Origin of the sequence: Winogradskyella marina (assembly GCF_015645385.1) — a bacterium.
Classification (GTDB): domain Bacteria; phylum Bacteroidota; class Bacteroidia; order Flavobacteriales; family Flavobacteriaceae; genus Winogradskyella; species Winogradskyella marina.
Map to the genome: position 1 here is coordinate 126,986 of NZ_JADOET010000008.1, position 14,961 is coordinate 141,946.

The window sequence follows — 14,961 nt, forward strand, 5'->3', positions numbered from 1 at the left end:
AATTATAGTAAATTAAAACCAAAACTAATGAGCATTATTATAAATGTACACGCAAGACAAATTTTAGATTCCAGAGGAAACCCAACAGTAGAAGTTGATGTTACTACAGAAAATGGTATTATGGGACGAGCAGCAGTACCATCTGGTGCATCTACAGGAGAGCATGAAGCTGTTGAATTAAGAGATGGAGGAGATACTTACATGGGTAAGGGAGTTTTAAAAGCTGTTGAAAATGTAAATTCTACAATCGCTCAAGAATTATTAGGAGTTTCTGTTTTTGAACAAAACGCTATTGATCAAATGATGATTGATTTGGATGGTACTCCGAACAAATCAAAATTAGGAGCTAATGCTATTTTGGGTGTATCCTTAGCCGTTGCTAAAGCAGCAGCTAATGAATTAGGTATGCCATTATACAGATATGTAGGTGGAGTTTCTGCAAATACATTACCGTTACCAATGATGAACATCATTAATGGTGGTTCTCATAGTGATGCGCCAATTGCGTTTCAAGAGTTTATGGTAATGCCAGTAAAAGCAAAAAACTTTACACATGCTATGCAAATGGGAACTGAGATTTTCCATAATCTTAAAAAAGTATTGCATGATAGAGATTTAAGTACAGCAGTTGGTGATGAAGGAGGCTTTGCACCAAACTTACCAGGAGGAACTGAAGATGCATTAGATACCATTGCAAAAGCCGTAGAAAACGCTGGATATAAATTTGGTGATGAAGTAAAAATCGCTTTAGATTGTGCTGCAGCAGAATTTTTTGTGGATGGGAAATACGATTATAAGAAATTTGAAGGTGATTCTGGTGTCATCAGAACAAGTAAAGAACAAGCTGAATACTTAGCTGAATTAGCAGGTAAATATCCTATTATTTCTATTGAAGATGGTATGGATGAAAACGACTGGGAAGGTTTTAAATATTTAACTGAACTAATTGGAGATAAAGTGCAGTTAGTTGGTGACGATTTATTTGTTACTAATGTAGAGCGTTTAGAGAGAGGTATTAAAGAAGGTATTGCTAACTCTATCTTAATTAAAGTAAATCAGATTGGTACATTAACCGAAACAATTGCAGCTGTAAATATGGCACATAACGCAGGTTATACGTCTGTAATGTCTCATAGATCTGGTGAAACAGAAGATAATACTATTGCAGATTTAGCTGTAGCTTTAAACACAGGTCAAATTAAAACAGGTTCTGCATCTCGTAGTGATCGTATGGCAAAATACAACCAGTTATTACGTATTGAAGAAGAATTAGGTGATGTAGCTTATTTTCCTGGATCTAATGCTTTTAAGGTGAAAGCATAAGTTTTTTGGGATTGTCCCCTTGAGGGGACTTTAGGGGTGTTTTGTGAATGTTGAATGTATAAAAAGATATATAATCAGAACAGACCCATCACATTGAACGCAGTCGAAATGTCTTAATTATACAAAACCATCTAAAGGATTACACTTTAGATGGTTTTTTTATTTTTCTACTATCTGGATGAAATGTTTCATGAATAAATTAGAACTCGTAGTAAATGTTAAAACCGTTATAAATCTCCTTTCGAAATCGTTTGATATTTCGTAAATTTACAGTCCTTATAATTTATTAAAATCCGAGAAGAAAATATGTCAGATAAAGCTACATTAGAAATTAATGGTAAAAAATACGATTTCCCTGTAACTATTGGTACAGAAAACGAAGTTGCTATTGATGTTAAAAGTTTAAGAAGTGCAACAGGTGGAGTCATTACTATAGATCCAGGTTATAAAAACACAGGAAGTTGTGAAAGTGCAATTACATTTCTAGATGGCGAAAAAGGTATATTAAGATATAGAGGTTATGCTATTGAAGAATTAGCAGAGAAAGCTGATTTCTTAGAAGTTGTGTACTTATTAATATTTGGAGAATTACCAACACAAGAGCAACTCAATCAGTTTGATAAGGATATTAAAGAGCATTCGGTTGTAGATGATGATATTAAAAAGATTTTAGATGCGTTTCCAAAGTCTGCACACCCAATGGGAGTGTTATCGTCATTAACAAGTGCACTTACTGCGTTTTACCCTTCTACAGTAGATGTTAGCTCAGAAGAGGAAATGTACAAAGCTATTGTTAGAATTTTAGCTAAATTCCCTGTACTAGTTGCATGGACATTACGTAAAAAGAATGGGTTGCCATTAGATTACGGAGATAATAAGTTAGGTTACGTAGAGAACTTATTAAAGATGATGTTTAAAAGCCCAAGTGGTGATTACGAACAAAATCCAATTTTAGTAAATGCGTTGGATAAACTTTTAATTCTACATGCAGATCATGAGCAAAACTGTTCTACATCTACAGTAAGAATTACAGGTTCGTCGCATGCCGGTTTATTTGTATCGTTGGCATCTGGTATTTCAGCGCTTTGGGGACCACTACATGGTGGTGCTAACCAAGCCGTTTTAGAAATGCTTGAAGCAATAAAAGCAGATGGTGGAGACACAAAAAAATATATGGCAAAAGCTAAGGATAAAAATGATCCTTTCCGTTTAATGGGCTTTGGTCACAGAGTATATAAAAACTTCGATCCAAGAGCATTGATTATTAAGAAAGCTGCTGACGAAGTATTAGCAGACTTGGGAATCGATGACCCTATTTTAGATATCGCTAAAGGTTTAGCAAAAGAAGCTTTAGAAGATCCTTATTTTGTAGATAGAAAATTATATCCTAATGTAGATTTCTATTCTGGTATTATTTATAGAGCAATGGGAATTCCGGTAGAAATGTTTACTGTAATGTTCGCCATGGGTCGTTTACCAGGTTGGATTGCACAATGGAAAGAAATGCGTATGCGTAACGAGCCAATTGGTCGTCCAAGACAATTGTATATAGGTGAAACGCACAGAGATTTTAAACCTATTGACAAAAGATAACACTTTAAATTAAAGAATAAAAGCTTCATAGGTATTATGGAGCTTTTTCTGTTTTTATACATTCGAATTAACTGTAATAACCATGTTATGACAACCAAGATTATAAGACATGGTTATTAAATGACTAAACTGTAATTTATGAAACTCAACATACAAAACGAAACTTCACGTCTTAAAACTGTGGTATTAGGTACAGCAGAAAGTGTTGGCCCAGTGCCGTCTATAGACGAGGCTTACGATCCTAAATCTATTCAGCATATAAAAGCAGGTACGTATCCTGTAGAAAGTGATATGCAAAAGGAAATGGATGCGGTCGCAAAGGTTTTTGAAAAATACGATGTTACGGTTTATAGACCCAAAGTGATCACTGATTATAACCAAATATTCTCAAGAGATATCGCTTTTGTTATTGAAGACAAATTTATAAAAGCCAACATTTTACCAGATCGCGAACGTGAGTATGAAGCTATACAACATGTAATTGAAAAAATAAACGAGGAGAACATTATTATACTTCCAGAAGAATGTCATGTCGAAGGTGGTGATGTGATGCCGTGGAACGATTTTATTTTTATTGGGACGTATTCTGGTGAGGATTATGCAGATTATATAACAGCACGAACCAATACAGGTGCCGTAATCGCCATTCAGGAATTATTTCCACACAAAACTGTTAAGGCGTTTGAATTACGAAAATCCAATACAGACCCTAAAGAAAATGCATTGCATTTAGACTGTTGCTTTCAACCGATAGGAAAAGATAAAGCCATACTTCATAAAAATGGGTTTTTAATAGAACGTGAATATAATTGGATATTGAATTTCTTTGGAAAGGAGAATGTATTCGAAATTACGAAAGAAGAAATGTATCATATGAATAGTAATATCTTTTCAATTTCTGAAGATGTAATTATTTCTGAAAAAAACTTTACAAGACTGAATACGTGGCTGAGAGAAAATGGCTTTACAGTAGAAGAAGTATCTTATACTGAAATTGCGAAACAAGAAGGCTTATTGCGTTGTTCTACGATGCCGTTGGTGAGAGATTAGAGGTGAGAGAAAATAGAAATAAGAACCAAGATAAAAAATATTGGAGAAAAGACTTTATTAAGCTACAATTGAATGTTTTTAGTGAAAATAATTAGTACGATTTCTTTGAGTTTTTTTAAATTACAAAAATTGAGGATGACGGACAGTTCCTATTAAGTCCTTGTTATTAGTTCTAACAAAGCGGTCTTGATTCTTTTTAAAAAGGGAATGATTATAAATGGAAAATAAGTTACTTGTCAGTTAGTGACAAGTAATACTTTGTTCTTGGTTCTAAAAGCGAAGCAGTCTTTAGTCTCTTTTTTATTTCCGATACAAAAAGTAGTTGTTAACCAGATTTATATACTCTTGTTTGGCTTCGTCTCGTGTAATATTTTTTACTTGAAACAAAGCATTTGCTTTAAATGCATTAATAATTGGTTTTCTACTGCTTGGTCTATCGTAGTTATTAGTTGCTTTTTTAAAAAAAGCATATAGCCGCAATAAGAAGTCAGCAGGAAATGGTTCAGTATGGTCGTTTACACGATCTACAGCATCTCTAAATTCTATGTCTAACTCTTTGGATGTCATTTTATTTCAGCAATAATGCTTTCACCACCACGAACTTTTTGGTTAAGTTCTACTTTAATATCAGCGTCCAAAGGTAAGAATAAATCAACACGTGAGCCAAATTTAATAAATCCAGAATCCGTTCCTTGATCTACATGACCATCAACTTTAGCATAGTTAACAATACGTTTAGCTAATGCACCAGCAATTTGTCTGTACAATACTTTGCCAAAATTTTCATTCTCAACGACTACTGTAGTACGCTCATTTTCCTCACTTGCTTTTGGATGCCAAGCGACTAAAAACTTTCCAGGATGATACTTGCTAAATGTAACTTTTCCTGAAATTGGATAACGCGTTACATGCACATTAATAGGAGACATAAATACAGAAACCTGAATTCTTTTGTCTTTAAAAACTTCGTTTTCTTGAACCTCTTCAATAACCACAACCTTGCCATCAACAGGAGATAAAGCCTGCATACTATTACTATGGGTATTACGTTTAGGGTTTCTAAAAAATTGTAAAATTAGAATAAAGAATACTAAAATGGCTATCATTAACCCTTTTCGCAACCATTCATTAAGAATAAATTCATCAATTAAAAAAAACGTGCCTACGACAAAAACGAGGGTAATGAATATAATTTTATGTCCTTCTTTATGAAACATAGCTTAATTTTCTTAAAAGTGTATAATTCTTAAAAATAAATATATAAATGGTGCTGCAAAGATAATACTATCTAAGCGATCTAAAAGTCCACCGTGTCCTGGCATTATAGATCCACTATCTTTAACTTTTGCTTGACGCTTAAATTTAGATTCTATTAAGTCCCCAAAGGTACCAAAAACACTAATAATAATGGCTAAAATTAACCAAGGTGTAAAGTAAAGTGTTTCAGTATATAAGGCTATAAAATAACTCGATACACATGCAAAAAATAAACCACCAAGGAAACCTTCAACCGTTTTCTTTGGAGATATACTTGGAAATAACTTTTGTTTTCCAAAATTCTTTCCAACCATATAGGCTGCACTGTCATTAACCCAAATAAGTATAAATGAACCTAATAACAACAGTGGTGTGAATGCATTATCGTAATTAGAAACTAGCAATATAAATACAAAACCACTCGTCAAATAAAATGCGGTAACGATGTATCGTTTAGATTCAAAAAGAGGAATCCGTTTTGATGTAAATAGATCTTTAATTAAAATGAGATTGACAAAAATAGTAATGACTAACAAAATTTGAATAGCTTCATCACCAATTTGGTTTATGGATTTCTGCGCGCATAAATACCAAAACGCTATATATAAAATAAGAAAAATAAGATATTGTACATAAGACTTTAGCTTTATGAGTCGGCTAAATTCTGTTAAGCAAATAATTCCAAATATTCCAATTAAAATAGCTAATGCCACTTCAGAGAAAAGTGAACCTATAAGGAGTAATACATAGACTACACCAGAAATGGCTCTAATGGATAATTCTTTCATTATAAGTCTTCTAGTAAAAGTAGGTATAGATTTTTAGAACTACTTCCGTAAGTTAGAAAGTCTTTGTCCTCTGCTGTTTTAAAATTCTTTATTGTGGTAATGTTTGTCGGTATTTTCTTTTTGCTTTTCGCTTTAATACCTTTTAAGCCTTCACCAATAGTTTCAACAAATTGGCTTGTCGTAGCATAAATTATAAAGTGATCTGGTAATTCTATTAATTTTTTTTCGGCAATTTGATTTGAAGAAATTAAAAGGGAACCATCATCAGAGATTAAATATTCACAGGTAGATAAAAAATAAGCACTTTCAGAAAGTTTTGTAGTGCTATTTAGGTTGAAATCTTTGAATAAATCAGTTAAACGTTGATCAATTATAAAAACTTTGTCATCATGCCAATTGTTCTCATCTAAGATTGCGTTAAAACTTTCCTTTACCTCTTCGAGGTTTTCACAATACAAAAATTTACCACCATTTCCTTTGAAGTTTATTGTAAAACGTTCATCTACAGGTAGCTTTACTTCTGGCATGTATTTGCCACGCTCTTGATTAGGTATGTTTTCTTCAGTCTGCTCAGACTTTTTTCCGAAGAATTTACGAAATAAGCTCATTCAATAATTGCTATTAATCCTTATATAGGTGTGTTTTCCAAATATAAAAAAACTTAAATTAACATAGGATTAATTTAAGTTTTTTATATGATTGTAACTTGTGGATATTTTTACTCTTCCTCGTTTTTAGCTTCCACTTTAACATCTTTAATATCCTCTTCTATAATTGCAGGATTTTCAAAACCACGTTTCCCGAAGATTTTTTCAAGATTGTCTTTAAAAATAACTTCCTTGTCTAATAAGACTTCAGCCAACTCAGTAAGTTTGTCTTTATTGTTTTCCAATAAATTGATAGCACGTTGATATTGTTCTTCAATAATATCAGAAATTTCTCTATCTATAAGCTCTGCTGTTTTTTCACTATAAGGTTTAGTAAAGCCATATTCAGATTGTCCTGAAGAATCATAATAGGTGAGGTTACCTACCTTATCACTAAGTCCATAAACAGTGACCATTGCTCTGGCTTGTTTAGTTACTTTTTCTAAATCACTTAATGCACCTGTAGAAATTTTATCGAAAATTACTTTTTCAGCGGCTCTACCACCTAAGGCAGCACACATTTCGTCTAGCATTTGTTCAGGATGTACAATTAAACGCTCTTCTGGTAAATACCAGGCAGCACCTAATGATCGACCTCTTGGTACAATCGTAACTTTTACTAACGGAGCAGCATGCTCTAGCATCCAACTTACAGTAGCATGACCAGCTTCGTGGAATGCAACAGCTCGTTTTTCAGCCGTAGTTATAATTTTATTTTTCTTCTCTAAACCTCCGATGATTCTATCAACTGCATCTAAGAAATCTTGCTTATTTACAGCTTTCTTTCCTTTTCTTGCTGCAATTAATGCGGCTTCATTACAAACATTAGCAATATCTGCACCAGAAAAACCAGGTGTTTGTTTTGCTAAGAAATCGATATCTAAAGTTTCTTCTTTTTTAAGCGGACGTAAGTGCACTTCAAAAATTTCTTTACGCTCTCTAACATCTGGAAGGTCTACATAAATCTGACGATCAAAACGACCAGCTCTCATTAAAGCACTATCTAAAACATCAGCTCTGTTTGTAGCTGCTAATACAATGACGTTTGTATTGGTGCCAAAACCATCCATCTCAGTTAAGAGTTGGTTTAAGGTGTTTTCACGTTCATCGTTAGAACCAGACATGTTATTTTTTCCTCTTGCTCTACCAATGGCATCAATCTCATCAATAAAAATAATTGAAGGTGATTTTTCTTTGGCTTGCTTAAATAAATCTCTAACTCTAGACGCACCAACTCCAACAAACATCTCTACAAAGTCAGATCCGGAAAGAGAAAAGAATGGTACTTGTGCTTCACCAGCTACAGCTTTTGCTAATAACGTTTTACCTGTACCAGGAGGTCCTACTAATAACGCTCCTTTAGGAATTTTACCTCCTAATGCGGTATATTTTTCAGGGAACTTTAAGAAGTCTACAATTTCCTGAACTTCTTCTTTTGCACCTTCTAAACCAGCGACATCTTTAAAAGATGTTTTGGTGTCTATTTTTTCATCAAAGAGTTTAGCTTTAGATTTTCCAATGTTGAAAATCTGTCCACCAGCTCCTCCGCCTCCGCCGCCAGACATACGACGCATTATAAAAATCCAAACGCCAATAATAAGCACGAATGGTAATAAGGTTAATAGGAAATCTCCCCATACGTTATGTTCAGTTTCATAAACGAGCTCAGTTTCTAAGTTATTTGTTTTAATAACGTCACTTACTTCGTTTTCGAAATTTTGAAGATCACCAAATTCAAATTTGTAATTTGGAACAGAGGCAACAGATGGAAGTATAGAATTAGATTCTGTCTTCTTATGTTTAGATTGCTCTTTAGCTTCATTTGTTAAGTAAACTCTGGCTTCCTTTTTATTTACAATTTCAATTTTAGAAACCTCACCTTGTCTTAGGTAATCTAAGAATTGAGCAGGAGTTGTTTGTGTACCTGTAGAATCTCCAAATCCGCCAGAAAAAATCTGAATAGATAAGAATAGTGCAATGATTACACCGTAGATCCAATAAGGATTTAATTTCGGTTTTTTGTTTTGGTTTTTATTGTCTTTCGCCATCTTGTTGCCGCAAATGCGGTAATCTTTTTGTGTTTAGTAACTCGTTTCTATTTGGGTTATTTTAGCATCGCCCCAAAGCTCTTCAATATCGTAGTATTCTCTAATGTGTTTTTGAAACACATGCACAACAACATTTACATAATCCATTAAGACCCATTCGGCATTTTCAGTACCTTCAACATGCCAAGGTTTGTCCTTAAGTGATTTACTAACTTGTTTTTGTATGGAACCGACGATCGCGTTTACTTGCGTGTTTGAAGACCCTTCGCAGATAATAAAATAATCACAAACAGTATTTTCTATCTCTCTTAAATCTAATAAGGTTATCTCTTTTCCTTTAACATCTTCAATACCTCCAATAATAGATGTAATGAGTTGGTCTGTAGGGATTTTATCTTTCGTCATTAAATTGTATTAATTTTGTGCAAAGTTATTATTTTTTTAGTTCTTGTATGCGCATATTGTCATAAGAAAACTATAAAATAAAATTGCCCATTAAATGTACATAATCAAACTTAATGCCATTGACTCTACAAATACGTATCTAAAGGATTTGTCTACTACGACATTGCCTAAAGATTATACGGTTGTTGTAGCAGAATTACAGACAAACGGCAGAGGACAAATGGGCGCGCAGTGGAATGCAGAAGAGGGTAAGAACCTTACAGCGAGTGTGTTTAAAAGGCTGCCGTTATTTAATGTAGGGGAACAATTCTATATTAGTATGGCTGTTTCTTTGGCTATTATTAAGGCATTGAGAAGTTTTAAAATACCTCAATTACGTATAAAATGGCCTAACGACATTTTGTCAGCAAACACTAAATTGTGTGGTATTTTAATTGAAAATGTCATAAAAAGCAATAATCTTCAAGGTTCTATTATTGGCTTTGGGCTTAATGTGAATCAGAAAATTTTCAACAATTTACCTCAAGCATCATCTATGAGCTTACTAACTGGTGTTATTTATAATAAAGATGAAGTGCTTTTTGAGGTATTAAAACAATTAGAGTTTTATTTTAAGCTCTTAGAATCTAAGGCATATCTTGACATTAAATTAGAATACGAAAATCTCCTATTTAGGAAAAAAAAGCCATCAACTTTTAGAACGTCTAAAAATGATAGCTTTTCTGGAATAATCCAAGGTGTTACTGAAAACGGTCAGTTACAAGTGTGGACAGAGGATGATATTATTAAAACCTTTGACCTTAAAGAAATTAAGCTACTGTATTAAAGAAGCTTTAATTTCGGTTGAGATTATACTTCCGTTTTCATATTTGTTACTAAAGTCTCAATAAATTTACTGATTGGCCCTTTTATCATCATGGCCATCATGGCATTAAATTCTCCTTCGAAATTTAATTTAACTTCAGTTTTGTTAGGTTCAGTTTCTGTAATATCTGCAACTAAAGCAAAGTCTAATTTTCCGCCAGCAGCACCTAATACGATTTTGCTATTTGGAGTTGCCTCCTTTTTCTTTAGTACAATTTCTGGCATTCCTTTTAATGCAAATAGAAATTTATCGTTGTCTAAAACTTCAAATTTACTAATGTTTTCAGGCATTAGGCTTTCAAAATTTTTAACATCAGAAAGAAAGTTGAATGTTTCTTCTGCAGATTTATCTAAGGTTACTTTTGGTGATTCTAATTTCATGTTTTGTTGTTTGTTGTTAAGCCGTTAGTCGTTGAGTTGTTGTATACTGAAAAGATTTCATGATAAAATCGATTTAACAGCGATACAACTTAACAACTTCACGGGAATATATCAATTAGCGTTCCATTTACTAGGGTTGGCATTCCATTGTGCTAAAATGTCTTGTTGCTCTTTAGATATGTAAAAAGTGTCAACAGCTTGTTCTAATAAGTTTTCATAATCGCCAAGTGTGTGCAATTCTACATTGGCATTTTCAAAATTCTTTTTGGCAACATCAAAACCATAGGAGAAAATAGCAACCATGCCTTTTACATTTGCTTCAGCTTCGTTTAATGCTTTTACAGCATTGAGACTACTCATACCTGTGCTAATTAAATCTTCGACCACAACTACAGTTTGTCCTTTTTCTAAAAAACCTTCAACTTGGTTCTGACGACCATGTTTTTTAGCTTCTGGTCTAACGTAAACAAATGGTAGGTTTAGGTATTCTGCAACTAATGCGCCAATACCGATTGCGCCTGTAGCAACACCAGCAATGACATCTGGTTTACCATAAAGGTCTTCAATGTTTCTGGCGATTGCTGCCCTAATATAATTTCTAATTGGTGGAAATGATAGTACAATTCTGTTGTCGCAATAAATTGGAGATTTCCAGCCAGAAGCCCAAGTAAACGGATCGTTGGGCTGTAATTTTATCGCATTTATTTGCAATAAAACCTCTGCTGTTTTTTTGGCAGTATCTTTGTTAAAAATCATAATACAAAAATAAGGATTTTTAAAGTTTAGAGAATTTTTAATCTAAAATAAATTTCTTTTCAAATAGTTTCTCATAAAAAATAATAAATTTACAAAAGGAAAGTTGAAAACAAACCCAAACGATGTACACTATTTATGTAGGTGATAAACCTATAATCTTAACTACTGAAGTCAAACAAGAAACCGATTTTAAATCTTTTCTTTTAAAATCTGTAAATATAGGAAAGGTTATAAAAACCTTAAATAATTCAGATTTAAAAGCGGTTCACCTGGTACATAAGAACGAAGACAAACTTCTAAAAAAGTTTTTGAAACTTTTGCCTAATGTTGTTGCGGGTGGTGGAAAAGCATATAATTCTAAAGATGAAATTCTTTTTATTTACCGAAATGATAAATGGGATTTACCAAAAGGAAAAGCAGAACGTAAAGAAACAATTGAAGAAACCGCTATTCGTGAAGTAGAAGAGGAGACAGGAGTTGAAGGGTTAAAAATTACCAAACCGTTACCAACAACCTATCACATTTTTAAGCGTAACGGGAAACATAAAATTAAAATCACCTATTGGTTTGAAATGAAAACTAAGTATGACGGTGAATTGATTCCACAAGAAAAAGAAGGCATTACTAAAGTAGAATGGTTGGACGCTAAGGCATCTCAAAAAGCATTAGAAAATAGCTATGCTAATATTAAAATTTTGGTCTAAGATGCTTTTGTTTTAGTTTTCAAAACGTGTTCAGGTTTAGAATTAGCTTTTAGAAGCTGGTTCTGGTCTTTTGCCAAGTTGCCACATTAAAATTCCACCTGTTATAAACATCCATATGGCGTAAGCACCTGTTGGAATTCCCATTTCTACATTGTGCAATATTGACGTTGCAATGACAAAGGCAAGTGTGCCGTTTTGTATACCACTTTCAACCGTAATAGAAATAACATTCTTTAATTTTAGCTTAAATAATCGTGCGGTTAAATACCCTAATCCCATGGTAATAATATTTAATAGTAAAGTAACCAGACCAACTTCTTTCATCGCTGTGCTTAGAATATCGAGATTAGCCAAAATAACTGCGATAAACACTAAAATAAAAATGACTGTAGAAGCGGTGCGCATCGGTTTTTCCATTCGTAATGCAAATTTAATTTTATACTTCCTGATAAGCATACCTATAGAAATAGGAATAACTGTTATGCCCATAATTTGAATGATGGTATCAAGAATTGGTAACTTTATTGTAACGGTTTCGTCTGTTCCAAAATAGTCTAAAGCAAAGGATAATATAAAAGGAATGGTTAATATGCTCACAAAACTTGCAATAGCGGTTAAGGTCACTGATAGTGCTATATTTCCTTTACAAACTTGAGTTATTAAGTTGCTTGTTGGACCACCTGGGCAGGTTGACAAAATCATTAAGCCTACTGCCATAATTGGACTTAAATTAAAGGCAATAGCTAAAGAAAACCCTATAAGTGGTAACAGTATGAGTTGATTTGTTAATCCTATTAAAATAGCTTTAGGAAACTTAACTAGTCTGGTGAAATCTGCAGGAATTAAGGTCATTCCCATTCCTAGCATAATAATAGCTAATGATAATGGTAAAAATACATTACTAATAAGTTCGGCTATAGACATAGTTCGGTTTTATATAATTGAGACGAATTTAACCTTTTAATGCTAAAACCTCAAGTTTCTGAAACCTTAGCTTTTACGGTTATAAAAACTATAGTATTAAAGGTGGGCATTAAAGGTTGTAATTTGAAGCCGGCATACTCAGCACGATATATTGGTGAGATCTCAGCAGCTTTAGCGTCTTTAATTTTTTGCACTTGTTGTGTAAGAAACAATTGGCAAAGCCATTGCTAATGATTATGTAAAGATTAATGCTCTCATAAGAGTTAAATGTTTTTATAATGTGATTTACTTTAGTGGTTAAATGAAGTCTGTAGAAAACTTAGAAAATCAAGTCTAATTTAAACGGTAAATAGGGTATTGCATATGAGCCGTTTCATAATGTTTACTTTGTTTATGTAACCAATCTAATTGTGCATACCAACTATTAGCAAACTCCTCGTCATAACTAACTTTTACATTGTATTCTATTTGAAGTTTTGGATTGTTTTTTAGCAATTCTGCTGCTCTATCTTCCCACACGTAAGGTGAAAAACCTTCTTTTTGCTGAAGAATAGTATCAAAGAAATTCCAGTTAAAAAAGGAATCAGGTGCAGCTGGTTCTAAAGTCTCTAAAAGATAGCGGAGTGCGTTTTGATTAGTAGATATCATATAATCACCCTTTCTAAATGTAACGTTAACTTCAGATGTATTTACGGTTGTTTTGTAATGTGCATAATGGCCTTCGTAAGGAGATTTTCGAGTTTCAAAACTTCCGATTTTATAAGACTCAACGGTTAGAGTTGTGTCGGTTTTAAATTGTGTGAATTCTACATTATTCAACTTTAACAAATCGATGACCTTATGCCAACCTTGAGGAATAATATAAGCTTCCGGAATTGTAATTGAGTCTGTTGCTTTATAATAGTTTTTATAAGTAATGTCTTTGGTAAATGGTTTTGATCTATCGTATTTTAAACGTTTAGCTCCTGTTAATTCACTTGGAATCATTTCGCCTTCGTAGCCTTTAAATTTTAGGGTTGATGTTTTTACGGTATCTACAGCCCAAGCTAATGGATAGCTATGTCCTGCTGACCATAATTTAGCTTGCTCTTTTCTTAATTTTGAGATGGTTTCACCTTGTTCTTCAGTGATTTCAATCATCGTTTTCATTAACTCATAAGTACCTTCAACACGTTGTTTATAGGGTTTTAGCATGTGAGTTTCTATCATCATACCTAAGGTGTTAAACAAAGTTGTGTACCCTGTAGAGTAACGTGGCGAGTCTAAAAATTGCGTAAATCCAGAATCTGGTGTACGATTAAAGACGTTAACATAAGGTGTGATGTCCCAAGATTTAGCTGCGAGTTTTTGCTCTAGACTTGGCATCATTTTGGTGTGTAAAAAGTTTCCAAGGTCACCACCTAATTTATTGTGCTGCGTAAGCAAATGTGTTAAGGTGTATTGGTAATCTGCTCCGTTGCTTACGTGATTATCGATAAAAACGTCTGGTTGCACTAAATGAAAAACCTGCGCAAAGGCTTTGGCATTTTTGGTGTCAGATTTTATAAAATCACGATTCAAATCATAGTTTCTGGCGTTTCCTCTAAAACCGTAAGACTTTGGGCCATTTTGGTTGGTTCGTGTTGTGGAATTTCGGTTTAAGCTACCACCAATATTATACACAGGAATGGTAACGATAACGGTGTTTTTTGGTGCTTCAATTTTACCTTGTACAATATCTCTAAATAGCATCATTGTGGCATCAATGCCATCAGATTCACCAGGATGAATACCGTTATTTACTAATAAAATTCTGTTGTTTTGTCTTATGGTTTCAAAATTATCAACAGATCCATTCATGTTTAATGTTACAATATGAAGTGGTTTTCCAGAGTCTGTTTCTCCAATGTCTTGTATTGATATTTCCGGATAACTAGTCGCTAAATCTTGGTAATACTTTATGGTCTCGTTGTAGGTTGCAGTTTCTAATCCTTCGGTTTTTTCAAAAGTTGTGGTAAAGTCAATAGCAATGACCTTATTTTCTGATTTTTGCTCTTCTGTTTTCTCAGCACAAGAACAAATAATTAAGAATAGGATGAATAGTTTCTTCATGATAAAATTATGATTGATAATAAATTGGGCATTATGTTTCAAACTTAATGAATTTATACAAAACAAAGTTGTCTCCTTAGGCTTTTTCAAGTCATAAAAATGCCTAATTTTGCAACACTTTTTAGATGTC

At 33.3% G+C, this 14,961-nt stretch carries 15 protein-coding genes; 5 read left to right on the top strand and 10 right to left on the bottom strand.

Annotation, left to right across the window (positions count from 1 at the left end):
• The first annotated feature begins 27 nt into the window (after positions 1-27).
• The 3 genes from eno to ITJ86_RS10875 all read left to right on the top strand — a co-directional run bounded on the left by eno (position 28) and on the right by ITJ86_RS10875 (position 3,966).
• Complete coding sequence (gene eno, locus ITJ86_RS10865) at positions 28-1,323, top strand: phosphopyruvate hydratase (protein WP_195871659.1); 1,296 nt, start codon at positions 28-30, stop codon at positions 1,321-1,323.
• Between the two features lie 306 nt (positions 1,324-1,629).
• On the top strand, positions 1,630-2,916 hold the full coding sequence (locus ITJ86_RS10870) for a citrate synthase (RefSeq protein ID WP_195871660.1): 1,287 nt from the start codon (positions 1,630-1,632) through the stop codon (positions 2,914-2,916).
• 138 nt (positions 2,917-3,054) lie between these two features.
• Complete coding sequence (locus ITJ86_RS10875) at positions 3,055-3,966, top strand: dimethylarginine dimethylaminohydrolase family protein (RefSeq protein ID WP_195871661.1); 912 nt, start codon at positions 3,055-3,057, stop codon at positions 3,964-3,966.
• Positions 3,967-4,266: 300 nt separating this feature from the next.
• Here the strand turns inward: ITJ86_RS10875 and ITJ86_RS10880 are convergent, their stop codons facing one another.
• The 6 genes from ITJ86_RS10880 to rsfS form a co-directional block, all read right to left on the bottom strand.
• Complete coding sequence (locus ITJ86_RS10880) at positions 4,267-4,533, bottom strand: acyl-CoA-binding protein (protein WP_195871662.1); 267 nt, start codon at positions 4,531-4,533, stop codon at positions 4,267-4,269.
• Positions 4,530-5,183, bottom strand: a complete 654-nt coding sequence (locus tag ITJ86_RS10885) for a phosphatidylserine decarboxylase family protein (RefSeq protein WP_195871663.1) — start codon at positions 5,181-5,183, stop codon at positions 4,530-4,532. The genes ITJ86_RS10880 and ITJ86_RS10885 overlap by 4 nt, the downstream gene beginning before the upstream one ends.
• A gap of 12 nt (positions 5,184-5,195) precedes the next feature.
• The gene (locus ITJ86_RS10890; protein ID WP_195871664.1) at positions 5,196-6,011 is read right to left on the bottom strand and encodes a phosphatidate cytidylyltransferase; all 816 of its coding nucleotides are present in this window, start codon (positions 6,009-6,011) and stop codon (positions 5,196-5,198) included.
• Positions 6,011-6,619: an LUD domain-containing protein gene (locus ITJ86_RS10895; protein ID WP_195871665.1), complete on the bottom strand. Its 609-nt coding sequence runs from the start codon at positions 6,617-6,619 to the stop codon at positions 6,011-6,013. Before ITJ86_RS10895 ends, ITJ86_RS10890 begins: the two co-directional genes overlap by 1 nt.
• Positions 6,620-6,729: 110 nt before the next feature.
• A complete protein-coding gene (gene ftsH / locus ITJ86_RS10900; protein ID WP_195871666.1) occupies positions 6,730-8,706 on the bottom strand; it encodes an ATP-dependent zinc metalloprotease FtsH in 1,977 nt (658 codons plus the stop codon).
• 33 nt (positions 8,707-8,739) lie between these two features.
• Complete coding sequence (rsfS, locus tag ITJ86_RS10905; RefSeq protein WP_195871667.1) at positions 8,740-9,111, bottom strand: ribosome silencing factor; 372 nt, start codon at positions 9,109-9,111, stop codon at positions 8,740-8,742.
• 94 nt (positions 9,112-9,205) lie between these two features.
• Between rsfS and ITJ86_RS10910 the strand changes: the two genes are divergently transcribed.
• Positions 9,206-9,937 (top strand): biotin--[acetyl-CoA-carboxylase] ligase, encoded by a 732-nt coding sequence (locus ITJ86_RS10910; protein WP_195871668.1) that lies wholly within the window; start codon positions 9,206-9,208, stop codon positions 9,935-9,937.
• A 23-nt stretch (positions 9,938-9,960) separates the two neighbouring features.
• Here the strand turns inward: ITJ86_RS10910 and ITJ86_RS10915 are convergent, their stop codons facing one another.
• Both ITJ86_RS10915 and pyrE read right to left on the bottom strand, forming a co-directional pair.
• Positions 9,961-10,356 (bottom strand): SRPBCC family protein, encoded by a 396-nt coding sequence (locus ITJ86_RS10915; RefSeq protein WP_195871669.1) that lies wholly within the window; start codon positions 10,354-10,356, stop codon positions 9,961-9,963.
• 111 nt (positions 10,357-10,467) lie between these two features.
• On the bottom strand, positions 10,468-11,112 hold the full coding sequence (gene pyrE, locus ITJ86_RS10920; RefSeq protein WP_195871670.1) for an orotate phosphoribosyltransferase: 645 nt from the start codon (positions 11,110-11,112) through the stop codon (positions 10,468-10,470).
• A 122-nt stretch (positions 11,113-11,234) separates the two neighbouring features.
• Between pyrE and ITJ86_RS10925 the strand changes: the two genes are divergently transcribed.
• Positions 11,235-11,816, top strand: coding sequence for an NUDIX hydrolase (locus ITJ86_RS10925; protein WP_195871671.1), 582 nt, complete (start codon positions 11,235-11,237; stop codon positions 11,814-11,816).
• A 42-nt stretch (positions 11,817-11,858) separates the two neighbouring features.
• Here ITJ86_RS10925 and ITJ86_RS10930 read toward each other — a convergent pair whose 3' ends face one another.
• Entirely contained in the window at positions 11,859-12,740 is an 882-nt protein-coding gene (locus ITJ86_RS10930) for a bile acid:sodium symporter family protein (protein WP_195871672.1), read from the bottom strand.
• 333 nt (positions 12,741-13,073) lie between these two features.
• Entirely contained in the window at positions 13,074-14,831 is a 1,758-nt protein-coding gene (locus ITJ86_RS10935; protein ID WP_195871673.1) for a M14 family metallopeptidase, read from the bottom strand.
• Between the last annotated feature and the right edge of the window lie 130 nt (positions 14,832-14,961).

What these genes read in the sequence shown, in the direction of transcription:
- ftsH (WP_195871666.1), bottom strand. Translation starts at nt 8,706, where the DNA reads ATGGCGAAAGACAATAAAAACCAAAACAAAAAACCGAAATTAAATCCT.
- ITJ86_RS10885 (WP_195871663.1), bottom strand. Translation starts at nt 5,183, where the DNA reads ATGTTTCATAAAGAAGGACATAAAATTATATTCATTACCCTCGTTTTT.
- ITJ86_RS10890 (WP_195871664.1), bottom strand. Translation starts at nt 6,011, where the DNA reads ATGAAAGAATTATCCATTAGAGCCATTTCTGGTGTAGTCTATGTATTA.
- pyrE (WP_195871670.1), bottom strand. Translation starts at nt 11,112, where the DNA reads ATGATTTTTAACAAAGATACTGCCAAAAAAACAGCAGAGGTTTTATTG.
- ITJ86_RS10870 (WP_195871660.1), top strand. Translation starts at nt 1,630, where the DNA reads ATGTCAGATAAAGCTACATTAGAAATTAATGGTAAAAAATACGATTTC.
- ITJ86_RS10935 (WP_195871673.1), bottom strand. Translation starts at nt 14,831, where the DNA reads ATGAAGAAACTATTCATCCTATTCTTAATTATTTGTTCTTGTGCTGAG.
- ITJ86_RS10930 (WP_195871672.1), bottom strand. Translation starts at nt 12,740, where the DNA reads ATGTCTATAGCCGAACTTATTAGTAATGTATTTTTACCATTATCATTA.
- ITJ86_RS10880 (WP_195871662.1), bottom strand. Translation starts at nt 4,533, where the DNA reads ATGACATCCAAAGAGTTAGACATAGAATTTAGAGATGCTGTAGATCGT.
- ITJ86_RS10895 (WP_195871665.1), bottom strand. Translation starts at nt 6,619, where the DNA reads ATGAGCTTATTTCGTAAATTCTTCGGAAAAAAGTCTGAGCAGACTGAA.
- ITJ86_RS10875 (WP_195871661.1), top strand. Translation starts at nt 3,055, where the DNA reads ATGAAACTCAACATACAAAACGAAACTTCACGTCTTAAAACTGTGGTA.
- ITJ86_RS10915 (WP_195871669.1), bottom strand. Translation starts at nt 10,356, where the DNA reads ATGAAATTAGAATCACCAAAAGTAACCTTAGATAAATCTGCAGAAGAA.
- ITJ86_RS10925 (WP_195871671.1), top strand. Translation starts at nt 11,235, where the DNA reads ATGTACACTATTTATGTAGGTGATAAACCTATAATCTTAACTACTGAA.
- eno (WP_195871659.1), top strand. Translation starts at nt 28, where the DNA reads ATGAGCATTATTATAAATGTACACGCAAGACAAATTTTAGATTCCAGA.
- rsfS (WP_195871667.1), bottom strand. Translation starts at nt 9,111, where the DNA reads ATGACGAAAGATAAAATCCCTACAGACCAACTCATTACATCTATTATT.
- ITJ86_RS10910 (WP_195871668.1), top strand. Translation starts at nt 9,206, where the DNA reads ATGTACATAATCAAACTTAATGCCATTGACTCTACAAATACGTATCTA.